Origin of the sequence: Paenibacillus sp. FSL R5-0517, assembly GCF_037974355.1 — a bacterium.
Taxonomy (GTDB): Bacteria; Bacillota; Bacilli; order Paenibacillales; family Paenibacillaceae; genus Paenibacillus.
Map to the genome: position 1 here is coordinate 6,858,871 of NZ_CP150235.1, position 15,052 is coordinate 6,873,922.

Annotated in this window: 13 protein-coding genes; 1 reads left to right on the forward strand and 12 read right to left on the reverse strand. The window is 48.4% G+C overall.

Features of this window, described 5'->3' with window-relative positions:
• Positions 1 to 134 precede the first annotated feature (134 nt).
• The 4 genes from rlmH to MKX40_RS30545 form a co-directional block, all read right to left on the reverse strand.
• Positions 135 to 614 carry a 23S rRNA (pseudouridine(1915)-N(3))-methyltransferase RlmH gene (gene rlmH / locus MKX40_RS30530; protein ID WP_017691463.1) on the reverse strand — a complete coding sequence of 160 codons (480 nt, stop codon included), beginning with the start codon at positions 612 to 614 and terminating at the stop codon, positions 135 to 137.
• 684 nt (positions 615 to 1,298) lie between these two features.
• The gene (locus MKX40_RS30535) at positions 1,299 to 1,466 is read right to left on the reverse strand and encodes a CxxH/CxxC protein (RefSeq protein ID WP_017691462.1); all 168 of its coding nucleotides are present in this window, start codon (positions 1,464 to 1,466) and stop codon (positions 1,299 to 1,301) included.
• Between the two features lie 350 nt (positions 1,467 to 1,816).
• Positions 1,817 to 2,341, reverse strand: a complete 525-nt coding sequence (locus tag MKX40_RS30540) for a hypothetical protein (protein WP_339238867.1) — start codon at positions 2,339 to 2,341, stop codon at positions 1,817 to 1,819.
• A 299-nt stretch (positions 2,342 to 2,640) separates the two neighbouring features.
• Positions 2,641 to 3,918 carry a trypsin-like peptidase domain-containing protein gene (locus tag MKX40_RS30545; RefSeq protein ID WP_339238868.1) on the reverse strand — a complete coding sequence of 426 codons (1,278 nt, stop codon included), beginning with the start codon at positions 3,916 to 3,918 and terminating at the stop codon, positions 2,641 to 2,643.
• A 760-nt stretch (positions 3,919 to 4,678) separates the two neighbouring features.
• Between MKX40_RS30545 and MKX40_RS30550 the strand changes: the two genes are divergently transcribed.
• The gene (locus MKX40_RS30550) at positions 4,679 to 4,891 is read left to right on the forward strand and encodes a hypothetical protein (RefSeq protein WP_339238869.1); all 213 of its coding nucleotides are present in this window, start codon (positions 4,679 to 4,681) and stop codon (positions 4,889 to 4,891) included.
• Here MKX40_RS30550 and MKX40_RS30555 read toward each other — a convergent pair.
• From MKX40_RS30555 to MKX40_RS30590, 8 genes are all read right to left on the reverse strand, one after another.
• Entirely contained in the window at positions 4,860 to 5,666 is an 807-nt protein-coding gene (locus MKX40_RS30555) for an MBL fold metallo-hydrolase (RefSeq protein ID WP_339238870.1), read from the reverse strand. The genes MKX40_RS30550 and MKX40_RS30555 overlap by 32 nt on opposite strands.
• 6 nt (positions 5,667 to 5,672) lie before the next feature.
• Positions 5,673 to 6,416: a two-component system regulatory protein YycI gene (gene yycI / locus MKX40_RS30560; RefSeq protein WP_339238871.1), complete on the reverse strand. Its 744-nt coding sequence runs from the start codon at positions 6,414 to 6,416 to the stop codon at positions 5,673 to 5,675.
• 420 nt (positions 6,417 to 6,836) lie between these two features.
• Positions 6,837 to 8,117 (reverse strand): two-component system activity regulator YycH, encoded by a 1,281-nt coding sequence (yycH, locus tag MKX40_RS30565; protein ID WP_339238872.1) that lies wholly within the window; start codon positions 8,115 to 8,117, stop codon positions 6,837 to 6,839.
• Positions 8,101 to 9,951, reverse strand: coding sequence for a cell wall metabolism sensor histidine kinase WalK (gene walK / locus MKX40_RS30570; protein WP_339238873.1), 1,851 nt, complete (start codon positions 9,949 to 9,951; stop codon positions 8,101 to 8,103). Before walK ends, yycH begins: the two co-directional genes overlap by 17 nt.
• Positions 9,951 to 10,673 (reverse strand): response regulator YycF, encoded by a 723-nt coding sequence (gene yycF / locus MKX40_RS30575; RefSeq protein WP_339238874.1) that lies wholly within the window; start codon positions 10,671 to 10,673, stop codon positions 9,951 to 9,953. The genes walK and yycF overlap by 1 nt, the downstream gene beginning before the upstream one ends.
• A gap of 232 nt (positions 10,674 to 10,905) precedes the next feature.
• Positions 10,906 to 12,438 (reverse strand): peptidoglycan DD-metalloendopeptidase family protein, encoded by a 1,533-nt coding sequence (locus MKX40_RS30580; protein WP_339238876.1) that lies wholly within the window; start codon positions 12,436 to 12,438, stop codon positions 10,906 to 10,908.
• Between the two features lie 486 nt (positions 12,439 to 12,924).
• Positions 12,925 to 13,707: a methyltransferase domain-containing protein gene (locus tag MKX40_RS30585; RefSeq protein ID WP_339243259.1), complete on the reverse strand. Its 783-nt coding sequence runs from the start codon at positions 13,705 to 13,707 to the stop codon at positions 12,925 to 12,927.
• 372 nt (positions 13,708 to 14,079) lie between these two features.
• Complete coding sequence (locus MKX40_RS30590; protein WP_339238878.1) at positions 14,080 to 14,838, reverse strand: hypothetical protein; 759 nt, start codon at positions 14,836 to 14,838, stop codon at positions 14,080 to 14,082.
• Positions 14,839 to 15,052: the final 214 nt, after the last annotated feature.

The window sequence follows — 15,052 nt, forward strand, 5'->3', positions numbered from 1 at the left end:
ATTGTTGAATAGTAGCTTATTTCTTCCAGCCTAGTCCTCTTAATTTACTAAAAACAGTATTTTATAATGATTTCCAACTATTTAATAGGCTATATGAATTAAATCTAATTAAGGAGCCAGTCTAAAAACAAGCCCTACTTGTGGTACGGTTCCCCCCGATTTATCTTGACCGCACGATAAATCTGCTCCACCAACACCAGCCGCATAAGCTGATGCGGCAGGGTCATGCGCCCGAAGCTCAAGCGCTGCTTCGCGCGGCGCAACACCTCATCGGAGAGCCCATGGCTTCCTCCGATAACAAACACGACATGGCTCGTCCCATACGTGCCGAGCTTGTCGATCTCCAATGCCAGCTCCTCGGAACTCCAGAGCTGGCCATCCAAAGCGAGCGCGACAACATGCGCCTCGCTCTTCACATGCGCGAGGATGCGTTCGCCCTCGCGCTCTTTCACCGCCCGAACCTCAGCTTCGCTCAGGGTATCGGGCGCCTTTTCGTCTGCGACCTCGATCATCTGAAACTTGATGTACGGGGCGAGCCGCTTGGCATATTCCTGAATGCCCAGCGTGAGATATTTTTCCTTCAATTTGCCTACGCCAATAATCTGAATAAACATAAAACCCATTCCTCCTAAATTATCTTGCTTGCACAATATTCTTTCTATAAGTAAGATGCTTCACAGCATCGTTCGTTCCAACGGTAATTATACCTATCCTACATATTCCTCCAAATTCTAACGAAACTCACACACCTTATTCAGCCCCATTGCGGCTCCTTTAAAATCTAACGAATCCAAAACACGCTATTTCTCACCAAACGAGCACTCTCCACCACTTTCAAGGCCATTTCAGCAATATAACGTGTCTACGATTCGTTAGATTTCAACCAGGCGGTATTTTCCACGAATAAGGTGCGTCAGGTTCGTTAGCGGTGCTACTCGATCGATCCATAACCACGTCCCTACCCACATCGCTGTCACCCGACATCACGTTCCCCAAGCCCGAGCTTCTATCTCTATTACCAACGCACCTTGCACGTTTGCTACAACCTGGCTCACCCCAACTCGGAACTTGGCGCCTATTTCCTTAATCTTCTCCTACTGTCCCTACTCCACCGTCAGCACCTACAACCCTCGCCCAACTCCAAGCTTCCTACCAACACCCCACCAAATCTCCCACAAAGACAAAAAGAGCGCTTATCACGCTCTCCTTGGCTTCTTGCTGTGATGTTCATACCGGATGGATATTCAGCCCGGGCGCCACCTTAATCGCGCCTACAGCCGTCTAAGTCCTACAGTACGCTAAACGACGAGGAATTCCGCGTGCTGTTCGCACTCTGCGCACTTCGCAGGCGGGTCCCAATCGGCAAATTCCGTCTCCTTTAGATCAACGATATCTGGAGCGTCCTCATACTCATCGACAAACATGTCGATGGCAATGTCCACGTGTTCTTTGCATACAACGTACATCCGTTAAGCATCCTTTCTGTAACCAGCTATGTTCCCGATTCACAACCGCGTATCCCATTACAGGATAGCCACTTCTCAGTTCTATCACACCTGCCACCGAAAAGAAACCCCTAGCCCTAATTTATCGTGCCCAACCTCCACCAAACCTCTCCATTCCGCCGTAAAAGAACACAAAAAGCATCCTTCCCGATACCTCAAACGGTACTCGAAAAGAATGCCCCTGTAACAGCAACAATCACTCAACATAACGAACAAAATCTTGCGACTACGCCTAAATTGAGAAAACAGAGTCACGTATTCGCCTATTCTGTTCCATTCCATTCTAGGAATAGCCTCTATCCCTACTCGTTTTACTTCAATCCCGATTGCGCCTTCGTCAACAGCTTGCCACTTTGAAAAGCAATAACCGCATTGGCACCATTGCCAGCAGTACCTTTATAGTTGTAGACCACCATATTCTCCGCTTCACTCAGCGCTTCACCTTCGCCACCAAGGATCTCGATAACCTCTTCCACAGACATACCAACCTCAAGCTTCTCATACTGGGCAAACGTAATCAGCACCCCGTCCCCTTTCCCGGCCGATCCGTTGTTTCCGGATGCAGCAGGCGTTTGACCACTAGCCCCACCTACTGCAATCACATTTGTACTCAGCTCATTCAACTTGGTCTCAAGTGCTGCGATCTTTTGCTCCTGCTCAACGCTCTTGGCTCCCTGTTCCACCAATTTCTTCTCAAGCCCAGCAATTTTCTCTTGCAGAGCACTTGTATCCACCGATGCTCCTGTCGTAGCAACCTCAGATCCACAGGCAGACAACATCAACAGGGACAGCATCAAGCTTGTTCCCCCAAGTATCTTTTTCTTCAATCGTTCCATTAGAAATACCCCTTCCATTTTGAAATAAAAATAAGATCGACAAACAGATGTTATTTGCATCAGCGACCGTTTGAACATATAGACAACAGTTTACCACAGCCCAAGTCTGATGTATCTGCTACTTTGGCTCCGGGTCTAACTGATCATAGGACATATTACTAATGGTTGATCTACTCATTTGCTGTCGAACGAACACGTCCACTCATAATAACTAAAAAAGAGTGGTCAGTAGATCTGATCACTCTTCTAGCTTTCCCTATTTCAATCCGCCCAACAGTATAGGCTTCGTTGAACTTCCTTTACTCCGGTTTATCTGTCAGCTTCACCGATACTTTCTCCGCTTTGCCATCCCGGTAGAAGGTCACTTCAATCGTATCCCCAATCTTCTTCTGATCGTACAGATACTTCCGCAGATCCAGCGTGGAGGTAATTTTTTGCCCGTCAAATTCCGTAATGACATCATTCAGCTTCATACCTGCTTCAGATGCGGGACCCGATGCCTCCAGTACAACCACACCGCTATCCACGTGAGATGGCAGCTTCAGATCCTTGCGCTGTTCGTCATCCAGGGGGGCATATGGGTTGCTCAGATCCACCGTGTATACGCCCAGGTATGGACGAGATACTTTGCCGTTCACCAGCAGGGAATCTACGGTTTTCATCACTTCGTTCATCGGAATCGCGAAGCCGAGACCTTCCACACCCGTATCCGAGATTTTCATCGTGTTGATGCCGACCACTTTACCGTTCAGATCGACGAGTGCACCGCCACTATTACCCTCATTAATAGCCGCATCCGTCTGGATCACGTTTTGCTCCCAGTCGTACACACCATCCTGATTAATCGATACAGGTAGAATACGATCTGTGTAACTGACAATACCGGAGGTCAGCGTACCGCCCAGACCGAGCGGGTTTCCAATCGCCAGCACCGTTTGACCGCGCTGAAGTTTACTGGAATCACCGATTTCCGCCACTGCACCCAGCCCTTTATCTTCTGCGGATAATACAGCAATGTCGCTCACACGGTCCTTACCGACCAGCTTCGCTTTATGTGTCTCCCCGTCCACAGTCACGATCTCCAGGTCACTCGCACCTTCCACGACGTGGTGGTTGGTCATAATGTAGGCCTTACCATCTTCCTTCTTGAAAATGACCCCTGATCCCAACGCAGAATCTTCCATCGACAGGCTGCTGCCCGTTTTATGGTTCACGATGCTCACAACAGAAGGGCGCACCTTCGCCGCTGCCTGGATAATCCGGTCGTATGGATCAGCTGCCTGTGCTGTCTGAGCACCGCCTCCACCACCATTACCTGTAGCATTAGCCAGCGGTAACGATGAGGGCTGTGTGATGAAGCTAAACAGCATGACGGTCACGATGGAACTGATCACCGAACTAATCACAGCTACTTTCACTGTGGAGCTGATTCCCGTACGCGATCTGCGCGGATTACTCCAGCGGTCACGTCCACGTGCTCTGCCTCCAGGGCGAATGATTTGAAGTTTGCCTTTCTGTTCAGGTTCGGCGCGTCTTGATACTTTGGTTGAATAAAAATCGTCTCCAAACAATCCCATCGTGATCCTCTCCCCTTCGTTGTCACGCATCAAGACCCTGACTGCCGCCTAAGTTGTCGCATGGATCAACGATGGAGTTCTCACATACACCACTCCGCCAACAGCCGAACCTTCCGATCGCTGTTACTCACAAATTTTTTTGATTCCCTCTTCCAAGGTAAAAATTTGTTCATAGCGTATGCTTCCGAAGCAGCTTTCTTTCAGAAAGCTTCCAGGCGATCGCTCTGTTTCTTCAGGTTTCTTCTGTCGTCTACGTTACGTGAAGACTCCAACGGTTTCCCATGCTTTTTTGCATTTTATAAAATGGTCTTTCATATCGCCGCATCCCGGCTTCTAATCGAATAGAGATACAGCGTCTATGTACAACAGAACGGACACGCCATTCTGTCAGTGACTCTATCAATCATGCTCTCGCATTCTATGACATGCCATTTCACACGCAAAACAGCCAAAATCACAATGCTCCTCATATACTAAACACGCCAAATCCCAAAAAGTTGCATAATAACGAAAATTAACGCACATTTCTGCTATAACGCGTTTAACAATAAAGGTCCATAGTATCTATCACCACAAAATCCGGTTCGCTAAGCGCCGTTTTGGCCATTTTGAAGAACTTTTTCATCCCTGCATGGTCACAGGTTCAGCATACACGCCTTATCACTGAAATGTTAGCGGCAAAAAGAGGAATGTTTTCCATCAAGCCTGACTACAATAATAGTAAAAGACAATTCAAAGCTTCATAGAGGAGGAAGTATACATGGATCGCACGCGTACACTCACAGCCATGGACGAAGTTCATATGGCGGCCAAGCTGGCCGATCTCAAGGAAGAACACTATCGCAATACCCTTGCACTGAGTACCATCATCGAACTGCTTATTGATAAACGCATCCTAACCCGCGAGGAAGTCGAGCGCAAAGCCGCCGAACTGGACAGCTTTATGGCTCACCCACCCTATCCCATGGCGTAGGCCGGTCGTAATACGTATCACAGAGTTTGAACTCATGATCCCGATAAAAGCATCCACGGCTCTCCATCGCGTCACGCACCGACATTTTCGCCAAGTCCATCATATTATGGTCCCGGCTAAGATGTGCCAGATACGTGCGCTTGATGCGTCCGTTCATCAGTTCACTAAGCGCTGCCCCTGCTGCTTCGTTCGACAAATGCCCAATGTCGCTCAGAATCCGGCGCTTGGTGTTCCACGGATAACGCCCCATACGCAGCAATTCGACATCATGATTCGCCTCCAGCACCAGCACGTCGGAATCAGAGATCGCATCGCGAACCTTGTCGCTCATGTATCCCAGATCGGTTGCAACAGACAGCTTCTCACTGCCGTCATCGAACGTATACCCTACTGGCTCAGCCGCATCATGCGAGATGCCGAAGGATTCCACGCGCAGTGACCCAAAATCATGCTTTTCACCCGTCTCAAAAATCCTCCGGTTTTCCTCTGGAATCGACCCAACCGACTTTTCCAGCGCCGCCCACGTATTCAGATTCGCGTAGATTGGTAAATTATATTTCCGAGACATCGCGCCTAGTCCTTTAATGTGATCGGAATGTTCATGTGTAACCAGAATCCCGTCCAGTTCTGCCCCAGAAATCTCCCTTTCCTGAAACAGTGCATCCAATCGCTTCGCACTAAGACCCGCATCAATCATGAGAGAGGTCCCCCCATGCTGTATGACCGTGGCATTACCTGTCGAACCGCTGGATAACACGGTAAAATATATCCCCATAACGCATTACTCCCCTGGTTTGTCTGTCTTGGGACTGAATACATCCCCACTGATGCCCTGCACGTACAACACTTCGCCACTTTCCAGCACGAACCGCCATGCCGGCATCGCTACCTGTATATCTGAATTGAACAACTGGCCGTAATAACCCAGCTGAATATCTTTGACAATCGCATCATTTGGCAAAAAGTTCTCGATCAGCGTTCCCAGCGCCTTCGACGCCGGAAGTACCTGCTGATCGCTCTCCTCTGCGGTTGTAATCCGCACCGGAGTCTGACGGTAACCCTTTATTTTCTGGTCGCTGTAGAACAGCTCCAGACTCACATTGAAGAGCGGCCATTTGCCATCCACCAGTGGGTGAAGCACAAAAGCCCCATCCTCGGCCATCAGCTGATCCAGCCGGTATGTCCCGATCTGTGGAATCTCACGCTGTAATGCATCTTCCAGCTCACTCTGTGAGAAAATCAACTTGCTATCTACCGGCTGTTCCAGCTCCATATCAACACCAGCCTTTTGCTCTTCAATGAACTCATAGGACAACTTCGGCAACTTCGGCGTTTCATTCGGAATCGGAGCCAGCACCTGAATGCCCTTCTCTTCCATTGCCTGCTGTGTATTGTCTGCCAGTGAGGTGAAGTCCAGATTGGCTCCGGCCGTCTCCCGCGCATCCATCCAGATCTGGTAACCCAGCACCAGATTGAGCAGCAGAAAGGCATAGATCAACACATTTTTCGCCCGTCCCCAATCCAAAACATCCACCTCCCACTTAACTGACTGAAATACAAATACTTTTAACCCCTCTTGGAAAATGGGTCCCACTCCGCTTGTAGCACTACACTCCTCTGCTCGCTAACGAACTCCACGCGGCTTATTAGCTCCATTTCCCGCAAGTTTGTAATCTAACGAATCGAAGAGAAGTTATTTATAGCATTTATAGGCTTTCTAACGGTTTTCACCCGTTTTCAGCCGGAATAACGTCGCTAAAGTTCGTTAGATTTTGCGTTATAGGCTAATCCGGCATTTAAGGCGTCTCAAATTCGTTAGCCGTTAGCCCTCTGCCCGAGGATAACCATCATCTCCCTTGGGCAGTTCACATCTATTGATCAGGAGGTTATTCTGCACGCGTAGTGATAAAGTACAGCTACTCTTTGGTTTAAAGACTATAACCCATCAAGATACGGTAGTCTCCTCCCCGTTTCCAAAGCGAATAACCCATACCGGAATCAGCCTTAGTCCATCCTCAGTTGTAGAAGGACGATACGCTGGATATACATCCACAACCTGGCGATTCTCACCTGCGACCTTTTTAATCAGAGCCTTCAGCTTGTCTCCGCCAGGCAATTTGACCGATTTCTTGGTCTCTGCACCTTCGTTCAGGTACTCCAGCGATCGTTCATAACTGGATACCGTCTCCTGCTGCATCTCCATGCTAATCGTGCCGAAGCGGAACTGCATGGAATCCATAATCGGATAACTGCCGTAATACTGCTGGAATTCAAGCCGTGTTTTGCTGTCCGTGGTCCCCAGCATCATGCGTGACCGGCCTTTCCAGCCCCCATGCTGATTCACAAAATCAACCGCAGACAACGCATCCTTCGCAGGATCAATCTGTCCTGCTGGCGGTGCCGCCGGATCGGTGTAACTGATCCAGCGCTGTTCCTGTTTCACCTGCAGACTACGTTTACTGTCCGTGTAAATCTCAGACCCGTCTTTTTCCCGGATGTTCCGGGTCATGCTTGGGTCGAAGAACAGACTGCGCTGCATCTGCTCAACCGTGAACTGACCTGTCGGCACATCCGCCTCAATAGTCTCCAGAGGTTCGGCCGGGATATAATAACCGCCATCCATTAAGGTATATGGCGTCCAGTTCGTACCGAAGTCAACATGCTGCTGCACGTCTTGTACGGTCAGGTCCGCCTGCGTTGCTTCATATACCACGTCTCCCTTGGCGCTGAAGAACAGCGCATGGGCCTTCGTTTCATTTTTAGCCGTATAGATCGAGATTCGGTTAATGGTCTCTCCTTGGAATAAGGAATCCGTCCCGAGCCGCATTACCCGCTGCAACAATGCTACGGGAATCCCTTCTTTGAACGATAGCTCAAACCCAGGGTTCTCCTTGCGAATCTGATCCCAGTTCACCGATTGCACGCTACGGCGCTGAAAATCATCGAACGTCCGCCCCTGCAACCTTGAATAGATCAACTGATAGAACGTATTGCCAGGGTAAAACACCGTATGTTTATCCTCACCCAGATGAATAATCATCTGATCAGGGAAGATCAATTCTTCAATATTGCGTTCCTGACCCATATTTTCTGTCTTCACATAGTTCGTCTCTGACGTCACAATGGAATCGCCGCCTCCGGGCAGACGGTAGATTAGAAAATAACTCTGAACCAGACTGGCTACAACAAGGGCAGCAAGCACCAATGATTTAATCCGTTCCTTCACGGTGCTCACCCCCTTCCTCACGCATCGGCAGTGTGAACGTTACTGTCGTGCCTACGTCCACTTCAGACTCCAGAGAGATGCTGCCATCATGCGCCTTCACAATTTCCCGGGCAATGGACAGTCCTAATCCTGTACCTCCCATACTGCGAGAACGAGCCTTGTCCACCCGGTAAAACCGCTCAAAAATGCGATCCAGATCGCGCTGTGGAATACCCATTCCGGTATCTGATACCGAGATGGCAAGGGCGTGTCCATCACTGCGTCTAGCCGCAATCGTAATGGTGCCGCCTTCCAACGTATATTTCAGCGCATTGGATACGACATTATCCAGCACCTGATCAATCTGGTCTCGATCCAGTGGAACAGCCGGAATATCATTCTCCACAGACAGCACTGGCTGAATATCCTTCTGATGCATCTGGAACGAGAAGCGATCGGTCACTTCCTCCAGCATTTCCAGAATGTCGGTTGGTTGTTTCCTCAGCAAAGCCTCTTTGGAATCCAGCCGCGACAGGTGCAGCAGATCCGTAACCAGCCTGATCATTCGCTCCGTCTCGTTCTGAATAACACTAACAAAACGACCGGCAAGCTGCGGGTCTTCCAGTGCACCGTCATCCAACGCTTCCGCGTAACTCTTGATCGTAGTTAGTGGTGTACGCAGTTCATGGGATACATTCGCCACGAATTCACGCCGGGATGCCTCAAGCTCTTCCTGTTCGGTAACATCCTGAAGTACGGCAATTGTTCCCGTGATCCCCCGTTCACGCCGATGAACCGGTGTGAACGTCATCCGAATGACCACAGGCTCTTCTTGTCCTGCGGGTGCAATTTGCAGCAGCGTAGAACCTGTGAACCCACTCGCGAGAGCTTCCGCATCCTCCGGATCAATGCCGAGTAATATGGCAAAATGTCTTCCTTCAATATCCGCAGGATGCATACCCAGTATGCTGCTGGCACGACGGTTTACGAGAATGACTTTCCCGTACTCATCCGTAGCTACCACACCATCACTCATATTGGTCAGAATGGAGGTCAACTTCTCCTTCTCCTCTTCATTCTGCGAGAGTGCATCCCGAAGCCTGCTGGTCATATAGTTAAAAGCCCGACTGAGCTGACCAATCTCATCCGTGCCAAATACAGGTGTCTGCTGATCAAAGTTACCTTCTGCGACCGCTGTCGCCCTCCGAGTCACTTCCTTAATCGGCTGCGTAATCGTATGGGACAGGATCACGCCAAGCACTGCCGTTAACACTAAGGCAATCAGGATACCGGAGATGAAGATTTTGTTGATTCCCTCCATCGTGGAATACAGCTCGTTCATGGATGCTGCGATGTAGACCGCACCAATGATTTTGCCGCCGGACAGCACCGGCTTGGCGACGACTTTTTTGCGAACATTATCCTCGTCCACGATATATTCCTCATTGTCCCGAATGCCTTGTAGCGCACGGCTGACGACGGTCTGGGTGTTTTTGCGCCCCACATAGTCTGAATGTGAACTTAGCGAGGTCGTCAGTACTTTTCCGCTGGCATCCAGCACTTGAATCTCGGCACCGTTAATGTTGAACAGGTTGTTCACCAGCACACGCAGATTTTCCGTTTTGTCCTCGCCAGCCTCTGCTTCGCCACCCGCCATCGTCTCCCCCACCAGAACCGACAGCATCTCCGCACGGGCCTGCAAGTCTTCCGTAAAGTTGCTCGTTAGCGAGTTTTTCATCGCGCTCACAAAATAAACGCCGATCAATTGCATCGCAATCAAAATCAGCAGTACATAGATAATAATCAATTTCGCCTGAATCGTTCGAAAGAACGGGAATCGCGCGAATCGGCCCATTATATCCCCACGCTTTTGGCACTGCGCACGAGATAACCAAGCCCGCGGCGTGTCAGAATCGTTTCCGGTTTGCTCGGATTCTCCTCAATCTTCTCACGCAGACGACGGATCGTGACATCCACAGTACGTACATCGCCGAAATATTCATATCCCCATACCGCTTGCAGCAGATGTTCCCGTGTCATAACCTTGCCGGAGTGCTTCGCCATATAATAGAGAAGTTCGTACTCACGATGGGTCAGATCAAGCGGTTCCCCGCCTTTGTAAGCCGTATACATGTCCATATCAAACGCCAAATCAAATAGCCGCATGACCTGCTTTTCCTCATCTTCCGGCGCTTCTGCCGTAAACGCGAGCTTTTGCCGTCTGCGCATCTGTGCCTTCACTCGTGCAAGCAACTCACGCGTACTGAACGGCTTCGTCACGTAATCATCCGCACCCAATTCCAACCCGAGTACCTTGTCGATCTCGCCATCCTTGGCGGTAAGCATAATGATCGGCATTTCCAGATGAGCGCGCACCTCACGACATACATCCATACCGTCCTTGCCCGGCAGCATCAGATCCAGCAGCATCAGATCCGGTTTTTCGGATAACGCCAGTTCAACCGCACGAATGCCATCAAATGCACAGATGACCTCGTACCCCTCTTTTTCCAAATTAAACTTCAGAATGTCTGCGATGGGCTGTTCATCGTCCACCACCAAAATCTTCCCCTGCATCGGCTGAATTCACCCCTATATCCTGCTTAATCCGCATTAGCGTCTATATCTATCTTCTATGTTCAGCTTGTACCAAAGCCTCGTTGATTGTTGTATATACTCTATAGTTTAACATACCTGAAGCACCGTCACATCCCGATCAGAGGCTTGAAAGGTCTTTCATTTGAAAATTTTTTACAGCAGCAAAAAACAAGGCCAGCATCATTGCCAACCTTGCTCTCCTTAAGCTCTATTAGTTCAGATACGTTAAAGGATTTTCTACCGTTCCATTCTTAATAATCTCAAAATGCAGATGTGTTCCGGTCGAACGACCCGTGTTGCCCATAACACCAATACTCTCGCCTTTTTCAACCACTTGTCCAACCTTAACGCCAATGCTGTTCAGATGTCCATACAGTGTTTCGTATCCGTTACGGTGGTTAATAATGATGACATTACCATAACCGCTTTTCTGTCCAGCAAAAGTAATTACACCCTCGTCAGACGCTTTCACATCGCGGTTACCTACCAGATCGACACCTTTGTGCTGGCGCCCCCACCGTTGTCCGAAGCTGCTGCTCATCGTTGCATTGGATACCGGCCAAGCAAATTCACCTGTGCCCTCGCCAACGACTTTGGTTCCGCTAAGGACCACTTCAGTTACAGCTGCTTTAATCACTTCCTGACCAAGCCACTCTTCCTGAACAACTTCACCATTTTCTTTGGTTATACGGTACTGCATGCTTTTCAATCCGCTTTGTCCTGGACGCACGACTTTTGTGGTACCTGCTTTCAACTCAGCACTTTTGCGTACTTCCACTTGCGGTTTAATCTCAATCTGCTCAACAACCTGCTCCACCGATTTAACGGTTATCGCCGGTTTCGGAACGGTCAAGGTCAGTTCGTCTCCAATTTGAAGCGATGTTTCCTTGATGCCTGGATTATGCTGGCGAATCTCACTTTGTGTAATTTCATACTTGGCAGCAATCGAAGAGATCGTATCTCCTTCATGAACCACATAAGTTACAGGCGCGTCTTTACCGACGGTTAATGCTTTAACCGCCTCGGACACATCCCATATTTTGTTTGGGTCAGCCTTCACCACATCCGTCGCTACATCTTCCTTGATGCCTACCGACTTCAGGGTTGTACTTGGTCCCTCGTTTTTCTTCGAGGAATTAGCCGATACCGACTTCGTCTTCAGCGAACTTCGCACAGTCGATGCCGATATGTATTTGCTCTGCACCTGTTCCAGGATTGCATCCGCTGTAGCCTGATCTTTCACAATACCAATGACTTCACCGTCTACCTTGAGCTCCACGCCTTTGGCGTAGGCTGTTAGCATGTCACCCAGTTTGTCCAGCGTCTCGTCACTGTTCACTTCAGGTTTGTATGCTCTTACCGTTTCGGTTGTGATACCATCCGTGTTCAGCACCATCTCTGCATCCGGATATTTATGTTGATATTCCTCGGTTTTGTCTGTAAATAGTTGTTGTAATTGTGCTTCATCTGCAATGGTACCAATCTCGCTACCTTTAACCATTACTTTATAATACGGCACGGTATTTGCAGTAACATATTGTTTGCCTGCGAACCCGAGCGATGCTGCGATGAATACACCACAAGCTGCTGTAATGATCCATTTGCGCGAGGCCAGAACGCGCTTCTTATTCACACTGAAGGTGGACATGCTCATGTTGTTTTTGTCTTCGGCCGTCCGGTGTTCCCCGGATTGTTCGTGTACCCGGTCTTTGCCCGGTTGGCGTATGCCTCTGAAACCTTTCATGATTCTCTCCTTTTCAGCACTTCTCAGTTCGCATTTCTGTCAAGACATCACCCATCGTGTCTGTCCCATGCTCGTTGATACTTGTATTGGGTGTCCGCAAAATCAGGACTTTAGCTGCGCTCATAAAAGTGTCAAAATTTTAACCTTTTATCACACCCGTATACTTTAACACAGGTTTTACACTTATTTCAACTCTACACATCACACCGCAAAGCCACGCCACGCTTGGTTTTCCTGAATTATCCATAAGTTCTTATGACCGATCCATCACCCATTATGCCTCAACATCCGCTGTACTATGTACTTTTACTCACAATTTAAGACTAGGTTCTAAGACCCAGTGGAATATGCTTTATTTTTCATAAAAATACAAATAAAATCCCTCACCAGATCAACTCTGATAAGGGATAAGGTAAACAACCTGTTTGTGGGTTCTCTTAAACTGGATTTCATTTCATGGCAATTTCGAATTTAATTTGTATGTCTCTACTCTTTCGCGGCAAGAATTACAAATCGCTTCTGCTGCACTTCCCAAAATCCATGTTGCTCCATCTCCATATGAATCTCCATTAATTGCTCACGGAAATATTGTACCTTAAAATCAGGTACTTGCCACGGGATGGTCTTCAGATAATAGACCAGTGCGCCTATATCATAGAAACGCTGCGCGGGAGCTGCTTCACGTGCCTCTAGAATCCGGAATCCACACTGCTCCAACTGAACAACAGCACGATCCAGCTCCCATCCAGCGTAATCCGCTGGCATAGGAATGCCGAGTCGATCATTGATTTCCCTGCAATCTGACCAACCTACCTGTTGAGTTAGGAACAGTCCCTCTGCCGATAGAATCCGCCTAACTTCCTGCTCTTCATACGACTCATGCCGGTTAAGAATCAGATCGAATTCCTCGTCTTCGAAAGGAAGTTGCGAATCATCAGTCACCGGAAACACCTTTACACCTAAAGGTTGTAAACGTTCCTCTGCAATCGGTATATTTGGGAGATAGCCTTCGGTAGCACACGTGTATGGAGGAAGTGGAAGGAGTCTGGACAGCATTTCTCCCCCACCAGTCCCCATGTCGAGCATTCGTTCAGTCTGATTCAACAATCGGCGCGCCATCGTTCCGTAGGACCAAGGCAGCATCCCACTCTGGAGTCGATTACTCCCTGTTACATAGCTAAAATCCCAGCCACTAAAAGGCTGATCTGCCTCTTGTAGTCCTTGCTCAAATACCTCTTTCGTCGCCTCTTTAAACTTCTCTACTGACATTCCTGAATGAGTATGATAAAAGTTCATCTTCAATAAAACCTCCAATTCGTGTATTCATAAACACAATTCCATCTTATCTCTTAAATGCACATATGAATGGAGGTCCACGAATTGGACTGAAGGTTTCTGTAATGTTGCAAAACCGTTTTTATATCTCGTGTTCTTTACCTTTATATTTCATACAATCTTCCCTCCTACATAGGCTAATAAAATTAACGTAAGCACCATTTGCTTTAAAACTAGCATGCTTGAATATCTAATTCTCTTTATATAATTTCCAGTATTTATTTAATTAAATTATATTCAATCGCCATCAACAAGTCCATTACAATATGAATCAGGCGATGCCCAACTAGAGCACGCCTGCTTATTTTATTCTGTTTGCAGGACTTCCATCAGGTTGTCGTACTCTTCGCTGGTCAGGTACTTCGAGATCACCTGTTCAATCTCACGTAATTCCTGTTCGGTTAGGCCACCTTCCATGGCGCCTGAGATCTGCTGCATTTCTTTCTGTGGCAGCTTATTCATGAGCAAGCTGAAGATTTTTTCTTTCTCCTCTGCTGGCAGCTTGTCCTTCGCTCCTGTGATGTCATCCGGTGATACAACAATTGCATCATTTCCTGAGGAAGCACCACCGCTAGCCGCTCCGGTTCCGTTCCCCGAAGCTGAACCGCTTCCCTGGGCTGTTCCTGATTTACTACCCGTGCCTGTATCCGTCCCATTGTTATTTGCGCCTGAGTTTGAGCCTACGGTCGTATCTGTACCTTCACCTGCGCCCTCGCCTGAGCCATTCCCTTGAGACGCCTCGCTGCCTGTATCTACACCAGATTGACTGCTCTCCGTACCATTTCCCATAACTGAAACAGCATCTTCCGGAACCCGCTCTTCGTCCGCTCCGGTCGGCTGATCTGTCGTCCCATTTCCCGATTTATTCCCCTCACTGGTTTTACCACCCAAGGCACCCTGGAACATGGCGGTTAATCCCATCGGTTGACCTTCCCACTGAATATTGAAACTTGCGAGTAGCGACTTCGCATATGACTGTACAATTAATCCGGTCGTAAGCAGGGTCAGTGAACTGACCAGCAACACGGTTAGCACGATTTTGACAAACCAGACAAGCAACTTCATTCCGTTCTCTCCCTCCGATTATCCCACCCGTTCTAGCATGCGCATGTCGGGATCTGTGACTCTACTGTTAACCAGTATTGACGGAAATCTCGGGATTATATCCGATAAACATACAAAAAACCTCCAGTCATCGCTATAGAAGCAACAACTGGAGGTTTCACTGCCTGAATCGACATAATAATCTATTTGATTAATTCAATAAATAATCTCTCTT